General features: G+C 73.6%; 19 protein-coding genes and 1 pseudogene. 17 read left to right on the plus strand and 3 right to left on the minus strand.

Going from position 1 to position 19,782, the window contains the following annotated elements; translation table 11 throughout:
* Positions 1 to 53 precede the first annotated feature (53 nt).
* From A4R25_RS15165 to A4R25_RS15200, 8 genes are all read left to right on the plus strand, one after another.
* A complete protein-coding gene (locus A4R25_RS15165) occupies positions 54 to 533 on the plus strand; it encodes a Na(+)/H(+) antiporter subunit C (protein WP_043325764.1) in 480 nt (159 codons plus the stop codon).
* Positions 530 to 2,035: a Na+/H+ antiporter subunit D gene (locus A4R25_RS15170; protein ID WP_064447103.1), complete on the plus strand. Its 1,506-nt coding sequence runs from the start codon at positions 530 to 532 to the stop codon at positions 2,033 to 2,035. Before A4R25_RS15165 ends, A4R25_RS15170 begins: the two co-directional genes overlap by 4 nt.
* Positions 2,032 to 2,682 carry a Na+/H+ antiporter subunit E gene (locus tag A4R25_RS15175; RefSeq protein WP_064447104.1) on the plus strand — a complete coding sequence of 217 codons (651 nt, stop codon included), beginning with the start codon at positions 2,032 to 2,034 and terminating at the stop codon, positions 2,680 to 2,682. The genes A4R25_RS15170 and A4R25_RS15175 overlap by 4 nt, the downstream gene beginning before the upstream one ends.
* Complete coding sequence (locus A4R25_RS15180) at positions 2,679 to 2,942, plus strand: monovalent cation/H+ antiporter complex subunit F (protein ID WP_043325758.1); 264 nt, start codon at positions 2,679 to 2,681, stop codon at positions 2,940 to 2,942. Before A4R25_RS15175 ends, A4R25_RS15180 begins: the two co-directional genes overlap by 4 nt.
* Entirely contained in the window at positions 2,939 to 3,274 is a 336-nt protein-coding gene (gene mnhG / locus A4R25_RS15185) for a monovalent cation/H(+) antiporter subunit G (protein ID WP_043325757.1), read from the plus strand. The genes A4R25_RS15180 and mnhG overlap by 4 nt, the downstream gene beginning before the upstream one ends.
* A 163-nt stretch (positions 3,275 to 3,437) precedes the next feature.
* Positions 3,438 to 4,793, plus strand: coding sequence for a hemolysin family protein (locus A4R25_RS15190; RefSeq protein ID WP_043325755.1), 1,356 nt, complete (start codon positions 3,438 to 3,440; stop codon positions 4,791 to 4,793).
* On the plus strand, positions 4,790 to 5,854 hold the full coding sequence (locus A4R25_RS15195) for a hemolysin family protein (RefSeq protein WP_043325753.1): 1,065 nt from the start codon (positions 4,790 to 4,792) through the stop codon (positions 5,852 to 5,854). Before A4R25_RS15190 ends, A4R25_RS15195 begins: the two co-directional genes overlap by 4 nt.
* Before the next feature lie 156 nt (positions 5,855 to 6,010).
* Entirely contained in the window at positions 6,011 to 6,940 is a 930-nt protein-coding gene (locus A4R25_RS15200; RefSeq protein WP_043325751.1) for a sporulation protein, read from the plus strand.
* A gap of 61 nt (positions 6,941 to 7,001) precedes the next feature.
* Here the strand turns inward: A4R25_RS15200 and leuE are convergent, their stop codons facing one another.
* Positions 7,002 to 7,664: a leucine efflux protein LeuE gene (gene leuE / locus A4R25_RS15205; RefSeq protein ID WP_043325749.1), complete on the minus strand. Its 663-nt coding sequence runs from the start codon at positions 7,662 to 7,664 to the stop codon at positions 7,002 to 7,004.
* Positions 7,661 to 8,908: a bifunctional pyridoxamine 5'-phosphate oxidase family protein/GNAT family N-acetyltransferase gene (locus A4R25_RS15210; RefSeq protein ID WP_064447105.1), complete on the minus strand. Its 1,248-nt coding sequence runs from the start codon at positions 8,906 to 8,908 to the stop codon at positions 7,661 to 7,663. Before A4R25_RS15210 ends, leuE begins: the two co-directional genes overlap by 4 nt.
* Positions 8,909 to 8,946: 38 nt before the next feature.
* On the opposite strand from A4R25_RS15210, the gene A4R25_RS15215 reads away from it, so the two are divergent.
* On the plus strand, positions 8,947 to 10,284 hold the full coding sequence (locus tag A4R25_RS15215; protein WP_064447106.1) for an aminotransferase class I/II-fold pyridoxal phosphate-dependent enzyme: 1,338 nt from the start codon (positions 8,947 to 8,949) through the stop codon (positions 10,282 to 10,284).
* Positions 10,285 to 10,365: 81 nt separating this feature from the next.
* Entirely contained in the window at positions 10,366 to 11,064 is a 699-nt protein-coding gene (locus A4R25_RS15220; RefSeq protein WP_064447107.1) for a UdgX family uracil-DNA binding protein, read from the plus strand.
* Between the two features lies 1 nt (position 11,065).
* On the opposite strand, the gene A4R25_RS15225 is transcribed toward A4R25_RS15220, so the two are convergent.
* The gene (locus tag A4R25_RS15225; protein ID WP_064447108.1) at positions 11,066 to 11,719 is read right to left on the minus strand and encodes a 4a-hydroxytetrahydrobiopterin dehydratase; all 654 of its coding nucleotides are present in this window, start codon (positions 11,717 to 11,719) and stop codon (positions 11,066 to 11,068) included.
* Positions 11,720 to 11,808: 89 nt separating this feature from the next.
* Here A4R25_RS15225 and A4R25_RS15230 point away from each other — a divergent pair, with 89 nt between their 5' ends.
* The 7 genes and pseudogenes from A4R25_RS15230 to rny all read left to right on the plus strand — a co-directional run bounded on the left by A4R25_RS15230 (position 11,809) and on the right by rny (position 19,743).
* A complete protein-coding gene (locus A4R25_RS15230; protein ID WP_043325741.1) occupies positions 11,809 to 12,951 on the plus strand; it encodes an acyl-CoA dehydrogenase family protein in 1,143 nt (380 codons plus the stop codon).
* A gap of 67 nt (positions 12,952 to 13,018) precedes the next feature.
* A pseudogene (locus tag A4R25_RS15235) lies at positions 13,019 to 14,331 on the plus strand (MFS transporter).
* Positions 14,322 to 14,522, plus strand: coding sequence for a DUF3046 domain-containing protein (locus A4R25_RS15240; protein WP_030504158.1), 201 nt, complete (start codon positions 14,322 to 14,324; stop codon positions 14,520 to 14,522). The pseudogene A4R25_RS15235 and the gene A4R25_RS15240 overlap by 10 nt, the downstream one beginning before the upstream one ends.
* 185 nt (positions 14,523 to 14,707) lie before the next feature.
* The gene (recA, locus tag A4R25_RS15245; RefSeq protein ID WP_013284729.1) at positions 14,708 to 15,757 is read left to right on the plus strand and encodes a recombinase RecA; all 1,050 of its coding nucleotides are present in this window, start codon (positions 14,708 to 14,710) and stop codon (positions 15,755 to 15,757) included.
* Positions 15,758 to 15,768: 11 nt separating this feature from the next.
* A complete protein-coding gene (locus A4R25_RS15250) occupies positions 15,769 to 16,461 on the plus strand; it encodes a regulatory protein RecX (RefSeq protein ID WP_064447109.1) in 693 nt (230 codons plus the stop codon).
* Positions 16,462 to 16,552: 91 nt separating this feature from the next.
* Positions 16,553 to 17,269 carry a 3-keto-5-aminohexanoate cleavage protein gene (locus A4R25_RS15255; protein ID WP_064447264.1) on the plus strand — a complete coding sequence of 239 codons (717 nt, stop codon included), beginning with the start codon at positions 16,553 to 16,555 and terminating at the stop codon, positions 17,267 to 17,269.
* A 707-nt stretch (positions 17,270 to 17,976) separates the two neighbouring features.
* Positions 17,977 to 19,743: a ribonuclease Y gene (gene rny / locus A4R25_RS15260; protein ID WP_064447110.1), complete on the plus strand. Its 1,767-nt coding sequence runs from the start codon at positions 17,977 to 17,979 to the stop codon at positions 19,741 to 19,743.
* The last annotated feature ends 39 nt before the right edge of the window (positions 19,744 to 19,782 follow it).

The following is a 19,782-nucleotide window of genomic DNA, read 5'->3' on the forward strand; positions in this document are numbered from 1 at the left end:
GCGAGGAGTGAGCCGGGTTTGCGAGCCCCGCAGTCGCGAACAGAGGTGGCTCAGTGACCAGGGGCGCGGCCGGTCCGACGCTGGTGCTGGTGCTGGCGGTCGGGGTGCTCGTCGCCGCCGGTGTCACGTTGCTGCTGGAACGCAGCCTGACCCGGATCCTGCTCGGCATCATCCTGCTCGGCAACGGCGTGAACCTGCTCATCCTGCTCGGCGGGCGAGCCGGCGCCGCACCGTTCGTGGGCTCCTCCCCGCAGGGTGAGATGAGCGACGCGCTGCCCCAGGCCATGGTGCTCACCGCAGTGGTGATCACGTTCGGGCTGACCGCGTTCCTGCTCGCCGTCGCGTACCGCAGCTGGTACACCAGCGGCGACGACGAGGTGCAGGACGACCTGGAGGACCGGCAGATCGTCCGGCTCGCCGAGAGCAACGAGGTGTCGACCGCGGACCACGGCGGCGAGGGCCCGGACGACGACCCGGAGCAGGTGGACCCGGAGCCGGCCCGCCGGCGGCTGCGCCGGGACGGTGAGACATGAGCGGGCTCGTGCCGCTGCCGGTGGTGGTGCCGCTGCTCGGCGCGGCGCTCACCCTCCTGCTGTCCGGGCGGCCCCGCCTGCAGCGGTCGATAAGCGTGCTCTGCCTGTCCAGCGTCCTGGTGGTGGCGGCGGTGCTGCTGGTCGAGGCGTACCGGTTCGGGCCGGTGGTGGTGCAGGTGGGCGGCTGGCCGGCGCCGGTGGGCATCGTGCTGGTGGCCGACCAGCTGGCGGCGCTGATGGTGCTGGTCTCCTCTGCGGTGACCTTGTGCGTGCTGCTCTACTCGATCGGCCAGGGCCGGGGGGAGACCAGCGAGACCGCGCCGGTGAGCATCTACCACCCCACGTACCTGGTGCTCACCGCGGGCGTGACGAACGCCTTCCTGGCCGGGGACCTGTTCAACCTCTTCGTCGGCTTCGAGATCCTGCTCGCCGCGAGCTTCGTGCTGATCACGCTGGGCGGCACCGAGGTGCGGCTGCGCACCGGCTCGACGTACGTGGTGGTCAGCATCCTGTCGTCGCTGCTGTTCCTGTCCGCGGTGGGGCTGGTGTACGCGGCCACCGGCACGCTGAACATGGCGCAGCTCGCCGGCCGGCTGGACGCGCTGCCGTCGGGCGTACGCCTGACGCTGCAACTGATGCTGCTGCTCGCGTTCGGGATCAAGGCGGCGGTGTTCCCGCTGTCGGCGTGGTTGCCGGACAGCTACCCGACCGCGCCCGCGCCGGTGACCGCTGTCTTCGCCGGCCTGCTCACCAAGGTCGGCGTGTACGCGATCATCCGCACCGAGACGCTGCTGTTCCCCGGCGGCCAGGTCGCCGGCCTGCTGATGGTGGTGGCCGGCCTGACCATGGTGGTCGGCATCCTCGGCGCGGTGGCCCAGTCGGACCTGAAGCGGCTGCTGTCGTTCACGCTGGTCAGCCACATCGGTTACATGATCTTCGGGGTGGCGCTGAGCAGCGTCGCCGGCCTGTCCGGGGCGATCTTCTACGTGGTGCACCACATCACCATCCAGACCACGCTGTTCCTGGTCGCCGGCCTGGTCGAGGAGCGGGCGGGCAGCACCGACCTGCGCCGTATCGGCGGGCTGGCGCGGGTCGCCCCGATGCTCGGCGTGCTCTTCTTCGTCCCGGCGATGAACCTGGCGGGCATCCCGCCGTTCTCCGGCTTCCTCGGCAAGCTGGGTCTGCTCCAGGCCGGCGTGGCGGCGGGCGGGACGCTGCCCGCCGTGCTGGTCGGGGCCGGCACGCTGACCAGCCTGCTCACGCTCTACGCGGCCTCCCGGGTGTGGAACATCGCGTTCTGGCGGGCGCCCCGGCTGGCCTCCACCACCGTGCCGGCCCGGCTGCCCGGCCTGATGGTCGGCGCCACCACCGCCCTGGTCGCGCTCGGTGTGCTGTTCACGCTGGCGGCCGGGCCGCTGTTCCAGGTCACCTCGAACGCGGCCACCGACCTGCGCGAACGCACCCCGTACGTGCGGGCGGTCCTGCCCCGGGACGTGCCATGACCGACGACCTGCCCCCGGGCGGGGGCGCGACCGGGGAGCCGACGGGCGTACCCCGGGCCGCGCCCGAGCCCGACGCGCCGATTCAGGTGGTGGGCCGGGGTGGGCGGCGCCGCGACCAGGCGCTCGCGCTCGGCTGGCTGGTCGCCGCGTGGCTGCTGCTGTGGGGCGACGTGTCAGTGGGCAACCTCATCGCCGGGCTGGTGGTCGGCGCGGCCGTGCTGCTGTTCTTCCCGCTGCCGCCGGTCACGTTCGGCGGCCGGTTCCGCCCCCGCGCGCTGCTGGTCTTCCTGATCACCTTCATCGCGGAGCTGGTGAGCGCCAGCCTGCACGTCGCCGCCGTGGCGCTGCGCTTCGGTTACCGCCCGCGCGGCGCCATCATCGCGGTGCCGCTGCGCGTGCGTACCGACCTCAACCTGGCGCTCACCGCCGAGGTGATCTCGCTGGTGCCGGGCACGCTGATCATCGACGTCGACCGGGCCGCCGGCGTGCTCTACGTGCACGTGCTCGACGTGCGCGGCCCCGAGGACATCACCGGCAGCCGCGAGCGCGTGCTCGCCGTCGAACGGCGCATCGTCCGCGCCATCGGATCTCCCGCCGAGGTACGCCGGCTCGACCTCGAACCCGCCGAACGGAGGAACCACCCGTGACAGTCCTGCTCGCCGTCGCGCTCACCGTGCTGCTCTCGGCCACCGCGCTGCTCGCCCTGGCCCGCATCTACCGCGGCCCGTCCCTGCTCGACCGGGTCGTCGGCGCCGACCTGCTGCTGACGGCGATGCTCGCCGCGGTGGGGGCGGAGGCCGCCGTGAACCGGCACGCCACCACGCTGCCCGTGCTCGTGGTGCTCTCCCTGCTCGGCTTCATCGGTTCGGTGTCGCTGGTGCGCTTCGCGGTCCGGGGCGAATCGTGAGCGTCGCTGCCGTCGCGGACTGGGCGGGTGGAGCGCTGCTGCTGGCCGGGGCGGTGCTGGGGCTGGTCGCCGGCATCGGACTGGTGCGCTTCCCGGACGTGCTGGACCGGATGCACACGGCCACGAAACCGCAGGTCCTCGGCGTCCTGCTGCTGCTGGCCGGGCTGGCGTTGCGCCTGCGTACCCCCTCGGACCTGGGCATGCTGGTCCTGGTGGCGATCTTCCAGCTCTCCACCGCGCCGGTCGCCGCGCAGATGATCGGCCGGGCGGCCTACCGGTCCGGCCGGGTCGACCGGAGCCTGCTGGACGTGGACGAGCTCGCCGGGCGGTGAACCGGACGTGGGGGAGGGTTCCCGGCACCCTCAGCGGACGTCCAGCCGGTACCGATAAAATGGGCCGCATGATCGACTCTCCTGCCCCGGAGGGCAGCAGTAGCCGGCCGGGTCATACCCGGCGAATTCCCTCCCCGACGACCCCGGGAGCACTGAACCTCCCGTGCTGATCCTCGTCGGTCTCCTTCTCATCATCGTGCTCACCGCCGCCACCGGTTACTTCGTGGCCCAGGAGTTCGGTTACGTCGCCGTGGACCGGGGCAAGCTCAAGCAGCTCGCCGACGGTGGCGATCGTGCCGCGGCCCGGGCCCTGGAAGTCACCGCGCGGCTCTCGTTCATGCTGTCCGGCGCCCAACTGGGCATCACCGTGACCGCCCTGCTCGTCGGTTACGTCGCCGAGCCGTTCCTCGGCGCCGGGCTGGCCGACCTGCTCGGCCTCACCGGCATCTCCAGCGCGGTGGCGTTGCCGCTGTCGGTGGCGCTGGCCCTGGTCATCGCCACAGTGGTGCAGATGGTCCTGGGTGAGCTGGCCCCGAAGAACCTGGCCATCGCCCGCGCCGAGCCGCTGGCCCGGGCGCTGTCCCGGTCCACCCTGATGTACCTGAAGATCGCCGGCCCGCTGATCACGCTCTTCGACCGGGCCGCGGTACGGCTGCTCCGCCGCATCGGCATCGAGCCGATCGAGGAGCTGCCCAGCGGCGCCACCCCGCAGGACCTGGAGCAGATCATCGCCGAGTCCCGGGAGGAGGGGCACCTCGACGCCGAGATGTCCGACCTGCTGGACCGGGGCCTGGACTTCCGGGAGCTGACCGCCGGCGAGGCGATGGTGCCCCGCGTCGACGTGCACACCGTGCGGGCCGACGAGCCGGTCAGCCGCATCGTCGAGCTGCTGGACACCGGCCACTCCCGGTTCCCGGTGCGCGGCGCCGAGGGCGTCGACGACCTGATCGGCGTGGTCGGCATCGCCGACGTGCTCGGGGTGCCCCCGGCGCAGCGCGCGACCACCCGGGTCGACGCGGTGGCCGTACCCCCGTTGCTGGTGCCCGAGACGCTGCCGCTGCCGACGGTGCTCGACCGGCTGCGGTCCGGGCACCGGCAGCTCGCCTGCGTGGTCGACGAGTACGGCGGCTTCGCCGGCGTGATCACGCTGGAGGACCTGGCCGAGGAGCTGGTCGGGCCGATCCGCGACGAGGACGACCCGCCGGACCGGGCCGCGGCGCGGCAGGAGGACGGCTCCTGGGTCGTCCCGGCGCGCTGGCGCATCGACGAGGTCGCCGACAGCACCGGCATCGAGCTGCCCGAGGCGCCCGAGTACGACACGCTCTCCGGTCTGGTGATGCGGGAGCTGGGCCGGGTGCCCGAGGTCGGTGACCGGCTGGAGATCCCGGTCGCCGCCGACGGCGACGAGCCGGCCTCCGGCCCGCGGGTGCTGGTCGAGGTGCTCGCCGTGGACCGGCACGTGGCCGACTCGGTACGGCTGCGGTCCACCGCCGACGTGTCCGGGGAGGGTGCGGCATGACCCCCGGGTTCGCGTTGTTCTTCTCCGTGGTGCTGCTCGCGCTCAACGGATTCTTCGTGGCCGCCGAGTTCGCGCTCGTCGCGGCCAAGCGGTACCGGCTGGAGCAGTCGGCCGCCGGTGGCGGCCGGGCCGCCCGCGCGGCGCTCGACGGCGTCCGCGAGCTGAGCCTCATGCTGGCCGGCGCGCAGCTCGGCATCACGCTGTGCACGCTGGGCCTGGGCGCGCTGGCCGAACCGGCCATCGAACGGCTGATCAGCCCGCTGCTGCACGCGGTCGGCCTGCCCACCGCGGCCAGTCACGTGGTGGCGCTGGTGTTCGCGCTGTCCCTGGTGACGTTCCTGCACCTGGTGGTCGGCGAGATGGCCCCGAAGTCGTGGGCGATCACCGACGCGGAGCGTTCGGCGACGCTGCTGGCGCTGCCGTTCCGGGCCTTCGCCCGGATCGTCCGGCCGGTGCTCTCCGTGCTCAACGGGCTCGCCAACGCGATGCTGCGGCTGTTCGGCGTGCAGCAGCAGGACCAGCTCGCCCAGGTGCACGGCCCGGACGAGCTGCGCATCCTGCTGGAGCAGTCCCGGGAGCACGGGCTGCTCGGCGCCGAGCAGCACCAGCTGCTCAGCAGCATGCTGGAGCTTCAGGGCACCACTGTGGCGCAGGTGATGGAGCCGTTCGACCGGATCGTCACGGTGGGCCGCGACGAGACCGCCGAGCGGATCGAGCACGTCTCCCGCGACAGCGGCCGGTCCCGGCTCGCCGTGGTCGACGCCGGTGGCGAGGTGTGCGGCCTGGTGCACGTACGCGAGGCGGTGCGTGCCGTCACCACCGGCCGCCCGGCGACCGCGGACGAGCTGATGACCAACGCCTTCACGCTGCCGGCCGAGGCGTCGGTGACCGAGGCGGTGGCCGCCATGCGGGCGCAGCAGGCGCAGCTCGCGCTGGTGAGCAACGGTGGCGGGCCGACCCGGCCCATCGGGTTCGTCGCGCTGGAGGACCTCCTGGAGGAGGTCATCGGCGAGTTCGACGACGAGACCGACCCGGTGCCGCGAGGCCGCCGGATGCGCTGACCGTCATGATCCGTACCGGCCCGGCGAGGTGGGAGACCACCTCGCCGGGCCGGCGTCCGTTGCGGCGTCTGGCACCCGGCGTCCGGCGCCCGGCAGCCGGCGTCCGGCGTCCGCTTCGGTCGGGCATGGCCCGGCGGGCAGCGGGAATGCCCCGGCATGCGGTTGACCGGGGTGTCGCGGGACTCCGCCTGGACGGGGCTCTCCGTGAGCACCACGCTGCCCAATCCGAGCACCCGGCCGGGCCTGCGCCTGCCGGGCCGGGTGACGCTCAGCGCCGGCGGATCGGACGTACCGGTCCGGCACATCCGGCTCGGCCTGGTCACCCAGGTCGAACCGGAGGACCCGGAGGCGCCGCGCCGCCTGGTGCAGTTCCAGACGTGGACGATCGCGGGCCGGTTCGTGGTGCCGGCCGGACGACGGCGCGCCGTCGAGTTCGCCGTGCCGCTGCCGTGGGAGTCGCCGGTGACCACGTACGGCGGGGTGCCGCTGCTGAGCCTGCGTACCGGGCTGCGTACCGAGGTGTCGGTGGATCCGGAGGTCGACCAGGGCGCGATGGTGCCGGTGCTGATCCACCCGCTGCCCTCCCAGGAGCACGTGCTCGCCGCGCTGGACACGCTCGGCTTCGCGATCCGGCAGGCCGGGCTGCGCGAGGGACGCCTGCCGGGGGTGGAGCAGACGCTGCCGTTCCAGCAGTGGTACGGCTTCTGGGCCGCCCCGCTCTACGCCGGGCCGATGACCGAACTCGAAATGATCATGCTGACCGACTCGGCCGGCATGGAGGTGCTGCTCTGGCTGGACCGGCGGCTCTCCCTGGCCGGGATCACCCACCAGAGCATCAGCCGGTTCCGGATCTGGCACGCCGGGGCCGACCAGCGGGACTGGGTGGCGACTGTGGACGGCTGGCTGCGGCACGCCATCGACCGGCACGCGGCAGCGGCGGCGCACGCCGACTGGTCGGCCACGATCCGCGAGTCGGCGCACGTCAGCCGCCCGCCCGACCGTCCGGTCGCGCCCGGCTACGGGCTCGGCGGCACGGCCGGCGGCGCGGGCATCGGCGGCGGTGGCGGTGGGGGCGACGGCACGTGATCTTGTTAAGAAGGGGCCCTTCCTCTACCGGAGGCGTTAAGAAGGGGCCCTTCCTTACACCTCAGCCGGCGGCGAGCTTGAGGCTGAAGCCGAGGAACAGCATCGCCACCGCCGTGGTCCCGGTCGCGGCCAGCCGACGGCGCTGCCGGAACTGGGCCGCCAGGAACGTGCCGGTGAAGATCAGCGCGGTCAGGTAGAGCGCGCTGGCGACCTGCGCGATCAGCCCGAGCAGCAGGAACGACAGCGCCGGCCAGGCGTACCCGGGGTCGACGAACTGGATGAAGAACGAGACGAAGAACAGGATCGCCTTCGGGTTGAGCAGGCTGATCACCAGCGCCCGCCGGAACGGCTCCTGCGGCCCGGCCGGCTCGACCTCGTCGATCAGGCGCGGCGTGGCCGGGTCGTTGCGGTCGCGCCAGCGCCGCCACGCGCCGCGCAGCATGGCCAGCCCCAACCACCCGAGGTACGCCGCGCCGGCGTACTTGATCACCAGGTAGAGCGGCGGGTACGCCTGGAGCAGCGAGGCCACCCCGGCGGCGGAGAGGAACATCAGCACCGCGTCGCCGACGAACACCCCGGCGGCGGCCCGGTAACCGGTGGCCACGCCCCGGCGGGCGGCGGTGGCCAGCACGAAGAGCGAGTTCGGTCCGGGCAGCAGCACGATCGCCACGGTGCCCAGCACGTACGTCCAGATGTCGGTGATCCCCAGCACGCCGGACATCATGACGCCACGGGGGCCGCCGCGCGAAGACGTTCCCGCAGGCTGGCCTGTGCGCTCGGCCACTCCTGCGCGAGCATGGAGTACTGCACGGTGTCCCGCCAGGAGCCGTCGGCGCGCTGCTTGTGCTGCCGCAGCACGCCCTCCCGGCTCGCGCCGAGCCGTTCGATGGCCCGCTGGGAGCGCTCGTTGCGGATGTCGGTGTGCCAGACCACGCGCACCGCGTCCAGCTCGTCGAAGGCCCGGCCCAGCAGCAGCAGCTTCGCCTCGGTGTTGACGCCGGTACGCCACCAGGGGCGGCCCAGCCAGGTGTAGCCGATCGCCAGCGACCGGCGGACCGGGTCGATCTCGTAGTACGAGGTGGTGCCGATGACCGCGCCGGTGGTGGCGCAGCGCTGCGCCCAGCACACCTGCTCGCCGCGTTCCTGCGCGTCCAGGTAACTGGCGACAACCTGGCGCATCTCGTCGGCGTCGGCGGGCCGCGTACCGCCCAGGTGCTGCCACACCTGCGGGTCGTCGGTGGCGGCGTGCAGCTCGTCGGCGTGGGCGAGGTCGAGCGGCTCCAGCACCACGTGCTCGCCGCGCAGCACCGCGGGCTCGTGCCACGGCGAGCGGGCCGCCCGCAGGTACGCCGGCACCGGCGCGCTCACCCCGGGGGCGGGTTCGGGTCGGCCCGGTGTGAGCCGCAGCGGCACCACACCGGCCCAGTACGGCAGCGCCTCGTCGGCCGGCTCGTCGTTGACGCCGCCGGTGCGCACCCGTACCGACACTTCCCGCAGCGGCAGCGCCAGCACCGCCGTCTCGGCCAGCTCGCGCCGGTTCGGCGGGCGGCTCTCGGCGGAGCGCCCGGTGGCCACCTTCTCGATCAGCGCGGTCATCACCGCCGCCTTCTCGTCCGTGTCCTCGACCAGCCGGGCGGTGCCGTGCGCCACCACGGACCGGTAGTTGGCGCTGTGGTGGAACTGCGACCGCGCGTAGACCAGCCCGTCGAGGTGGGTGACGGCGACGCAGACCGGCAGCCCGGCCTCGCCCCGGGCGGCCAGCAGTGGCCGGCTGCCGGTGGAGCCGTGCAGGTAGAGCGTGTCGCCGACGCGCACGTGCAGGGTCGGTAGGACGCGCGGCTCGCCGTCGACGGTGAACGACAGCGCGCAGTGGTACGCCTCGTCGAGCAGCGCGTGCGCGGTGGCCGCGTCGTAGCGCATCCGGTCGCGGACGCGGCTGGCCGTGGTGCGGGGGGTCGGAGGGTACATGTGACATCCCACCTTTGTTCTAGTACAATCGCCAAACTGTGGCAGCACATTATCAGGTCAGCGGCTCGACCTCCGCCGCGATTTCGGCCAGCGTCGAATCGGGCATCCGCAGCGGCGCGCTCGCCCCGGGCGACGCCCTGCCCGCCGTCCGGGCGCTCGCCGCCGACCTCGGCGTCAGCCCGGCCACCGTCGCGAAGGCGTACCAGGAACTGCGGCAACGTGGCCTGGTCGCGACCGCCGGCCGGCACGGCACCCGGGTCCGCCCCCGCCCACCGGTGGCCGCCCGCCGCGCCGCGCTGCTGCCCCCGCCGCTGCCCGGCGGTCGCGACGTCTCCGCCGGCCAGCCCGACCCCCGGCTGCTGCCCCCGCTCGGGCCGCACCTCGCCGCGCTCGCCGCCGACATCGGACCCCCCGGCGGGTACGCGACCGACGCCGTGCTGCCCGACCTGGCCGCCCTGGCGAGGGACCGGCTCGCCGCGGACGGGGTGCCGCCCGGCGAGCTGACAGTCACCGGAGGCGCGCTCGACGGCATCGAACGGCTGCTCGCCGCGCACCTGCGCCCCGGCGACGCGGTGGCGGTGGAGGACCCGGGCTGGGCCAACCTGCTCGACCTGATCGCCGCGCTCGGGCTGCGTACCGTCGGGGTGCCGGTGGACGACGACGGCCCCACAGTCGGCGGCGTCCGCGCGGCGCTGGCCGCCGGGGTCCGGGCGCTCGTGGTGACCAGCCGGGCGCAGAACCCGACCGGCGCGGCCGTCTCCACCGACCGGGCCGACGCGCTGCGGACACTGCTGGACGGCCGCGCCGACCTGCTGCTGATCGAGGACGACCACGCCGCCGAGCTGGCCCGCGTACCCCTGAGCCCGCTCGCCGGGGCGACACCGGCGTGGGCCTTCGTCCGGTCGGTGAGCAAGCCCTACGGGCCCGACCTGCGGCTCGCGGTGCTGGCCGGCGACGAGGCCACAGTGGCCCGGGTGGCCGGCCGGGCGCGGGTCGGCGCCGGCTGGGTGTCCACGGTGCTGCAACGGCTGGTCGTGTCGCTCTGGCGCGACCCGGCCACCGCCGGGCTGGTACGGCGCGCGGCGGACAGCTACGACCGGCGGCGCGACGGGCTGGTGGCCGCGCTGGCCGCGCGCGGGGTGGCCGCGCACGGGCGTACCGGGATCAACGTCTGGGTGCCGGTGCCCGACGAGACGGTGACGGTCACGACGCTGCGCGACGCCGGATGGGCCGTGGCGCCCGGCGGCCTGTACCGGATCGCCGCCGCGCCCGCCGTGCGCGTCTCGGTGAGCGCGCTGGACGAGGCCGACATCCCCGCGCTCGCCGACGCGCTCACCGCCGGAAGGAAGGGCCCCTTCTTAACGCATTCGGTATAGGAAGGGCCCCTTCTTAACACCTCCGGGCGAGCGCGGCGGGCCACTCGCGTGCGCGCCGCCGGACGGGGTAGAACGATCGGCATGGCCGAGACCGAGAGCGCACCCGGAGCGCAGGAGTTCATCCCGCCGTCGGCGGACACCATCGACGAACTGCGCGCCGCCGCGACCGGCTGCAGGGGCTGCGATCTGTACCGGGACGCCACCCAGACCGTCTTCGGCCGCGGCGACGAGCACGCGCGCGTGGTCTTCGTCGGCGAACAGCCGGGCGACATCGAGGACCAGAAGGGCCTGCCGTTCGTCGGCCCGGCCGGGCGTCTGCTGCGCAAGGCCGTCGACGACGCGGCGCTCGACCCCGCCCAGATCTACCTCACAAACGCGGTCAAGCACTTCCGGTTCGAGCTGCGCGGCAAGCGGCGCATCCACCAGACCCCGGACCGGGTGCACGTCACCGCCTGCCGGCCCTGGCTGGTCGCCGAGTTCGCCCGGCTGCGCCCGGAGATCGTGGTGGTGCTCGGCGCCACCGCCGCCAAGGCGCTGCTCGGCCCGAGCGTCCGGGTGACGAAGCAACGCGGCGAGCTGCTGCCCTGGCCCGCCGCCGCCCAGCGCCCGGAGGACTTCGAACGGGTGCCGGTGGACCGGACGGGCGCGGTCGCCGACGCCCCGGCGGCCCGGCTGCTCGCCACCATCCACCCGTCGGCGGTGCTGCGCGCCGACAACCAGGACGTCGCGTACGAGGGCCTGGTCGCCGACCTGAAGGTGGCCGCCGAGGCGCTGCGCTGAGTCAGGCGCGCTGCTGCCAGGTGCACAGGCACACCCGGTTGCCGTCCGGGTCGGCCAGCACCCAGAAGCTCGGCGCCTCCGCGTCGCTGACCAGCGTCCCGCCGGCCGCCAGCGCGGCGGCGATACGTGCGTCCACCTCGGCCGGGTCGACCCACACGTCCGGATGCCACCGCTGCCGGGGCTCGTCCCGGCCGGAGCGCTGGAACCAGACCGTGGGCAGCACGCCGTCCGGGTCGCGTACCTCGTCGTCGGGGCCCCGGCCGTCCGGCGACTGCCAGGTCAGCACCGCCCGCCAGAACGGCAGCACCGCCGCGTGCTCCGGGGTGTCGAGCGCGAGCTCCAGCCGGGCCAGCCCGGCGGCCGAGAGGGTAAGCCCGGAGTCCGCGGCCAGCCCCGAGACGAACCGGGCCAGCCGCAGGTCACGCTGCGTCACCCCGCCCACGTCGTGCGACCACAGCCGCACGTCCACGTGGGTGTAGCGCAGGTCCAGATCGGGATGATGATCGACCCGCTCGGCCTCCGCGCCCACCGCGGCCACCAACGCCAGCCCGGCCGCGAAATCGGGGGTACGGATGCGCGTCTGCAACGCCCCCAGCAGGTACGTCCACCCGTCCAGCCCGGCCTCGGCCACCTGTTTCCCCGTGAGTGTGCCCATCCGGCCATCCTGGCCCACCGCGCGGGGACGGGCCACCCCGCCCGGCTCGCCCCTGTCCGGGGCGGGTGAGCGGTGCCAGACTTGCCGGCATGGAGCAGCATCTCTACGAACCCGTCCACGACGAGTTCCGTGACCTGTGCCGCCGGTTCCTGACCCGGGAGGCGGTGCCGCACCACGAGCGCTGGGAGGCCGACGGGATCGTCGACCGGGAGGTGTGGCGGGCCGCCGGCGCGGCCGGGCTGCTCGGCCCCGACGTCGACCCCGAGTACGGCGGCGGCGGGCAGCGCGACTTCCGGTTCAACGCGGTGCTCGACGAGGAGATCGTCGCGTCCGGGTGCTCGGGCCTCGGGTTCGGGCTGCACAACGACGTGGTCGCGCCGTACCTGACCGAGCTGACCACCGACGACCAGCGCAAGCGCTGGCTGCCGGGCTTCTGCTCCGGCGACCTGGTCACCGCGATCGCGATGAGCGAGCCGGGCGCGGGCAGCGACCTGGCCGGCATCCGCACCGGCGCGGTCCGTGACGGCGACAGCCTGGTCCTCAACGGGCAGAAGACTTTCATCACAAACGGTGAGATGGCCGACCTGGTGGTCGTGGTGGTCAAGACCGCGCCGGACCAGGGCGCCCACGGGGTGAGCCTGGTCGTGGTGGAGAGCGGCACGCCGGGTTTCAGCCGGGGCCGCCGGCTGGCCAAGGTCGGCCTGAAGGCCAACGACACCGCCGAGCTGTTCTTCGACGACTGCCGGGTGCCGGCGGAGAACCTGATCGGCACCGAGAACCACGGCTTCTACCACCTGATGGCCAACCTGCCCCGGGAGCGGCTGAGCATCGCCGTCGCCGCGGTGGCGGCCTGCGAGAAGCTGCTCGCGCTCACCATCGAGTACGCCCGCTCCCGGGAGGCGTTCGGGCGGCCGATCGGCCGGTTCCAGCACAACCGGTTCCTGCTGGCCGAGCTGGACACCGAGGTCACCATCGCGCGCACGTTCGTCAACCACTGCGTCGCCGAGTTCAACGCGGGCCGCCTGTCGGTGACCGACGCGGCGAAGGCCAAGTGGTGGACCACCGAGCTGCAGACCAAGGTGGCCGACCGGTGCGTGCAGCTGCACGGCGGCTACGGCTTCATGGCGGAGTACCCGGTGGCGAAGGCGTGGCTGGACAGCCGCGTGCAGACCATCTACGGCGGCACCACCGAGATCATGAAGGAGATCATCGGCCGGGGCCTCGGCCTGTAGCGAAACCGGGTGCCGGCCGGGCGGGCCGGTACGGGAGGATGGGGCACCCGTCCCACCAGGAGCGCGCATGTCCACCGACCTGACCGCGCCGGCCCCGCCCCGGCCCGACGTCGCCGGCATCCAGCGGCGTACCGTCCGGCTGCTGTTCCTCACCCAGATCATCGGCGGCATCGGCGTCACCATCGGCATCTCGGTGGGCGCGCTGCTCGCCGCCCGGGTCGCCGGCACCGCCCTGGCCGGGCTCGCGCAGAGCGCCGGGGTGGTCGGCGCCGCGCTGCTCGCCATCCCGGTCACCCGGCTCATGGCCGCGCGTGGCCGGCGACCGGGCCTGGTTCTCGCGTACGCGGTCGGCGCGGTCGGCGGCGTGCTGGTGGTGGTCGCCACCGTGACGCGCCTGGTGCCGTTGCTCTTCGTCGGCATGCTGCTGTTCGGTGGCGGCACGGCGGCCAACCTCCAGGCCCGCTACACGGCGGTGGACCTGGCCGAGCCGCAGCGCCGGGGGCGGCAGCTCTCGCTGGTCGTGTGGGCCACCACCATCGGCGCGGTGGCCGCGCCGAACTTCGCCGCGCTCGCCGACGAGACCACCCGGGGCTGGGGCCTGCCGGCGCTGTCCGGCCCGTTCGCGTTCAGCGCCGTCGCGTTCACGCTGACCGCCGTCGTACTCCTGGTCCTGCTGCGGCCGGACCCGCTGCTCACCGCGCGCCGGCTGGCGGCGGCCGAGCCGGCGCCGGGCGCCGCGCCGGCGGTCACCCGCCGCGGTGGCATGGTCGCCGCGTGGCGCACGGTACGCGGGCGGCCGGCCGCCCGCCTCGGCATCGCCGCTGTCGCGGTGGGGCACCTGGTGATGGTCGCTGTCATGTCGATGACCCCGGTGCACCTCGGCGAGTGGCACTCCGACGAGGACGTGCTGCCGGTGGTCGGCCTGGTGCTGAGCCTGCACATCGCCGGCATGTACGCGCTGTCGCCGGTGGTGGGGTGGCTCACCGACCGGGTGGGCCGGCGGCCGGTGATCCTCGGCGGGGTGGCGCTGCTGCTGGCGGCGTGCGCGGTCTCCGGCACCGCCGGGCACCACACGGCGCCGCTGTCGGTGGGGCTGACGCTGCTCGGGCTGGGCTGGTCGGGCACGATGGTGGCGGGCTCGACGCTGCTGTCGGAGTCGGTGCCGACCGCCGACCGGCCCGGTGTGCAGGGGCTGTCCGACCTGCTCATGGGGCTGGCCGGGGCGGGCGCGGCGGCGGCGAGCGGGTTCGTGATGCGGGCCGTGGGGTACCCGACGCTCACCCTGCTGGCGGCGATCGCCGTGGTGCCGCTGGTGGCGCTGGCGCTGCGCCGTCCCGGCCCGGCGCCACTCGACGAGGAGGACTGAACACGTGCGGCTGACCGACTTCTGGACGCGGCTCGAGGAGGCGTTCGGGCCCGGCTACGCGGCCAGCATCGCCCGGGACCAGGTGCTGTCCCAGCTCGGTGGGCGGACCATCGAGCAGGCGCTCGCGGCCGGTGAGCAAACGCACGTGGTGTGGCGCGCCGTGGTCGCCGCGTACCCCGACCGGGTGCCCGCCCGACTACGCTGAGCAGCCTTTTCATCGATCCCGCGTGTCGCTTGCCCAGTCGTACACCTGTTCGGCTATTGTCCACAGCGGGGTGCTCGTCCACAGCTCGCGGCCCGTCGGCTGGTTTTCTGTCGGACCCAGCGCCTAGCGTGTCCCGCGTGACGCGAAGCTCAGGAAAGACGCCGGCGAAGGCAGGGGTGGCAACGATGGCAGCAGGGCCTGACCGGGAGAAGGCGCTCGACCTTGCTCTCGCTCAGATCGACAAGCAGTTCGGCAAGGGTTCGGTGATGAGGCTGGGGGAGCGGCCCGTCGTGCAGACGGCTGTCATCCCGACCGGCTCCATCGCGCTCGACGTGGCGCTCGGCGTGGGCGGTCTGCCGCGCGGCCGGGTGGTCGAGATCTACGGTCCGGAGTCCAGCGGTAAGACCACCGTCGCGCTGCACGCGGTCGCGAACGCCCAGCGGGCCGGCGGCATCGCCGCGTTCATCGACGCGGAGCACGCGCTCGACCCGGAGTACGCGCGGGCCCTCGGCGTCGACACCGACGCCCTGCTGGTCTCCCAGCCGGACACCGGCGAGCAGGCGCTGGAGATCGCCGACATGCTGGTCCGCTCCGGCGCGATCGACATCATCGTGATCGACTCGGTGGCGGCCCTGGTGCCGCGCGCCGAGATCGAGGGCGAGATGGGCGACAGCCACGTCGGCCTCCAGGCCCGGCTGATGAGCCAGGCGCTGCGGAAGATCACCGGTGTGCTCAACAACACCGGCACCACCGCGATCTTCATCAACCAGCTCCGCGAGAAGATCGGCGTGATGTTCGGCAGCCCGGAGACCACCACCGGTGGTCGGGCGCTGAAGTTCTACGCCTCGGTCCGGCTCGACGTGCGCCGCATCGAGAGCCTCAAGGACGGCACCGACGTGGTCGGTAACCGCACCCGGGTCAAGGTCGTGAAGAACAAGGTCGCCGCGCCGTTCAAGCAGGCCGAGTTCGACATCATGTACGGCAAGGGCATCTCCCGCGAGGGCTCGCTGATCGACGTCGGCGTGGAGCAGGCGATCATCCGCAAGTCCGGCGCCTGGTACACCTACGACGGTGACCAGCTCGGCCAGGGCAAGGAGAAGGCCCGCGAGTTCCTCCGCGAGAACCCGGACGTCGCGGCCGAGATCGAGAAGAAGATCCTGGAGAAGCTCGGCGTCGGCACCGGTGGTGCGGGCGACGCCGCCGGTGGCCCGGAACTGCCGCCGGTCGACTTCTGATCCGCTGACTCGTGGCAGGACGACGCGCCCGTACGGGCCGGGGCTGGGATGCCAGTCCTCCCCGTACGGGCGACGCCACAGGTACGCCCCGGCCCCGCCGGGGACGCCGTGATCGCGCGGCGGAGTCCGACGCAGGGGAGGCTCCGGCTCCGCCGCGCGACGAGGCCGAGCTGGCCCGGGAGATCTGCCTTCGGCAGCTCGCGGTGCGCCCGCGTACCCGGGCCGAGCTGGCCGGCGCGCTGGCCCGGCGCGGCATCTCCGAGGAGGTCGCCGAGCAGGTCCTCGACCGGTACGACGAGGTGGGCATCGTCGACGACGCGGCCTTCGCCCGTGCCTGGGTGAGCAGCCGGCACAACGGTCGTGGGCTGGCCCGCCGGGCGCTCGCCAACGAGCTGCGCCAGCGCGGCGTCGACGGCGAGGTGGCCGGCGCTGCCCTGGACGACCTGGACGAGGAGACCGAGGCGGAGACCGCCCGTGCCCTGGTGGACCGCAAGCTGCGCAGCACCCGGGGTGAGCCGGACGCGGTGTTCCGGCGTCTGGTCGGCATGCTGGCGCGCAAGGGCTACCCGGCCGGGGTGGCGATCCGGGCGGTGAAGGACGCGCTGGCCGCGCAGAGTGCCGAGGCGGCCGAGTTCGCCGAGCACATCGACGCCGACGCGATGGCCGACGCCGAGCACGATCTCGACTCCCGCCGGCTCGACTGACCGACCGCCGGCCGGCCGTCGACCGACCGGCCGTCGACTGACCGACCGGCGGTCGGTGTCGCGGCCGCCGTCCCGAGGGGAGGCGCACACCGTGCTGAAGGCATGTCTCAACGGCACCCGGCGGCGGGACGAGCACCCCGCCGTACCGCTCACGCCGGCCGAACTGGCCGCCGACGCGGTGCGCTGCGCGGCCGCCGGGGTGGCGGCGGTGCACGTGCACCCGCGCGACGACACCGGCGCCGAGTCGCTCCACCCGGCGGTGATCGCCGCTGCGGTTACCGCCATCCGGGCTTCCCGTCCCGGCCTGCCGGTGGGCGTGAGCACCGGCGCCTGGATCGTCCCGGACCCGGCCGAGCGGGTCGCCGCCGTCCGCGCCTGGACGGTGCTGCCCGACTTCGCCTCGGTCAACGCCCACGAACCCGGGGCGGCCCAGGTCGCCGCCGCCCTGCACGAGCGTGGCGTGATGGTCGAGGCGGGCCTGTGGACACCGTCTGCGGTCGACGCCTGGCGCCGCTGGTCCGCGCCCACCGGGCGGGTCCTGGTCGAGTGCATGGACGAACAGGTCGAGACGGCGCTCGCCGACGCGGCGGCGATCCTCGCCGCGCTGCCCGACCAGCGCCCGCCGGTGCTGCTGCACGGCGAGGGGCCCGCCACCTGGCCGGTCTACGCCGAGGCGGTCCGCCGGGGTCTGCACACCCGGATCGGCCTGGAGGACACGCTGCTGCTGCCCGACGGCACCCAGGCCCGCGACAATGCCACCCTGGTAACCACAGCCCGCACCCTCGCCCCCCACGGACCCACCCACTGACCCACCCACCCCGACCGCCCCTGCCCCGTTGATCATGAAGTTGACGGCACTTGCCGTCCGTTTTGTCCAGGCCAACTTCATGATCGCGCCCGTCAACCTCATGATCGTGCGGGGGAGTGGTGCGCGGCGTCGATGGGGGAGGTGGCCTGAGCAGGTCGGGAGCGGCGAGTGGTGGGGCCGGACGGCGAAGTTTGTCCGGGCCTGTCCGGCATCTGATCACCAATGAGTGACGCTGTAACTTCTCTCCGTCCGGGTGGTTTGATCATGACTTCTTGACCGAACGGCCCCTCGCGACCTAGCCTCGCCATACAGGCTCACTTTGCCCGACCAGCGCAGGCTAAGCGCACAACATAGATCTCGTAACAGAACAGCATCACTTTGGCCAGCTACACCGGCCCTTGACGGAAGCTCCGGAACCTTTCGGGGCCTCCGACAACTGCAACCGGCCGCCAGCGGTGCCCCTCGCGGGTCACCGCCGACGGAAAGCTGCCCAGAACCAGCCGCTCCGGTCGGGCGTACAGAGCCGCAGGCGCGTGTCCTTCGCGCGTGTCCTGCGGCGCCGACGTTCAGGGGGAGGCGGCCATGGCGGGGCGGCACAGGTTCACCGGCGGTCTGCCACACGGCCCCGACCCCGCATCGGCGGGCGACAGCCCGGCCACCGGGTATCGACGAGCCGGCAACGCCGGCCGGGCCGGCGGAGCGGTTCGATGAGCGCCTTCGACATCGTTCTCCTCGTGGTGGTGCTGCTGCTCGTCGTGGTGGTGGTCGGCGCCGTGCTGTTCGGCGTGCGTACCCTCAAGCGGCTCAGCCTGGCGCCCGCGCCGGAGGATCCGGCCTTCATCGCGGAGAAGGACCGGCAGGAGCAGTCGCTCGCGGCGCTGCGGACCGCCGCCAGCGAGGCCAACAGCACCATCGACGTGGCGAAGTCCGCGGCCGCGGCGGCGCGGGCCGAGGCGGCCGCCGCGAAGGCGGAGGCGAAGGCGGCCCGGGCCGAGGCGCGGCGGGTGCTCGACGACGCCCGCGCCGAGGCGGACACCGTGCTGGAGCGCGCGCACAAGCAGGCCGAGGCGGACGCCGAGCAGCTGCGCGCCACCGCGCGGCGCAGCGGCGAGCGTGAGGTGGCGGTGCTGGCCGCCACCACCCGGGAGCAGGCGGCCGAGGTGGAACGCCGGGCCGCCCGGATGGACGAGCGGGAACGGCTGCACACCGAGGAGGTGGAGCGGCTGGCCGAGCGGGAACGGCAGCTCACCGCCGCCACCGCGGCGCTCGCCGCCCGGGAGGCAGCCCTGGCCGAGCGGGAGCGGACGCTGACCGAGGTGGAGGAGCAGCGCCGCCGGGAGCTGGAGCGGGTGGCCGGCCTGACCGCCGACGCGGCCCGCACCGAGCTTGTCGAGTCGATCGAGGGGCAGGCGAAGCGGGAGGCCGCGCTGCTGGTCCGGGAGATCGAGGCGGACGCGCGGGGCAGCGCCGAGCAGCGCGCCCGCAACATCGTGGTGGACGCCATCCAGCGGGTCGCCAGCGAGCAGACCGCGGAGAGCGTGGTCAGCGTGCTGCACCTCCCCGGTGACGAGATGAAGGGGCGCATCATCGGCCGGGAGGGGCGCAACATCCGCGCCTTCGAGTCGGTCACCGGCGTCAACCTGATCATCGACGACACGCCCGAAGCGGTGCTGCTTTCCTGCTTCGACCCGGTACGCCGGGAGGTCGGCCGGGTCACGCTGGAGAAGCTGGTCCTGGACGGCCGGATCCACCCGCACCGGATCGAGGAGGTCTACGACCTGGCCCGGCAGGAGGTGGAGGAGCTGTGCCACCGGGCCGCCGAGGACGCGCTGGTCGAGGTCGGCATCACCGAGATCCACCCGGAACTGGTGACGCTGCTGGGCCGGTTGCGCTACCGCACCTCGTACGGGCAGAACGTGCTCAAGCACCTGGTGGAGACCGCGCACATCGCCGGCGTGATGGCGGCCGAGCTGCGGCTGGACGTGCCGACGATCAAGCGGTGCGCGTTCCTGCACGACATCGGCAAGGCGCTCACCCACGAGGTGGAGGGCAGCCACGCCATCATCGGCGCGGACGTGGCCCGCAAGTACGGCGAGAGCGAGGACGTGGTGCACGCCATCGAGGCGCACCACAACGAGGTGCCGCCGCAGACCATCGAGGCGGTGCTGACCCAGGCGTCGGACGCCTGCTCGGGCGGGCGGCCGGGCGCGCGGCGGGAGAGCCTCGAGGCGTACGTGAAGCGGCTGGAGCGGATCGAGGAGATCGCGGCCGGCAAGCTGGGCGTGGAGAAGGTCTTCGCCATGCAGGCGGGCCGGGAGATCCGGGTGATGGTCAAGCCCGACGACGTGGACGACATCGGCGCGGCGGTGCTGGCCCGGGACGTGGCCAAGCAGATCGAGGAGGAGCTGACCTATCCGGGTCAGATCCGGGTGACCGTGGTGCGCGAGTCCCGGGTCACCGAGATCGCCCGCTAGACCGGGGAACACGAAAGGGCTGGCCGTTCACGGCCAGCC

The organism is Micromonospora sp. NBRC 110037 (assembly GCF_001652995.1).
GTDB lineage: Bacteria > Actinomycetota > Actinomycetes > Mycobacteriales > Micromonosporaceae > Micromonospora > Micromonospora chalcea.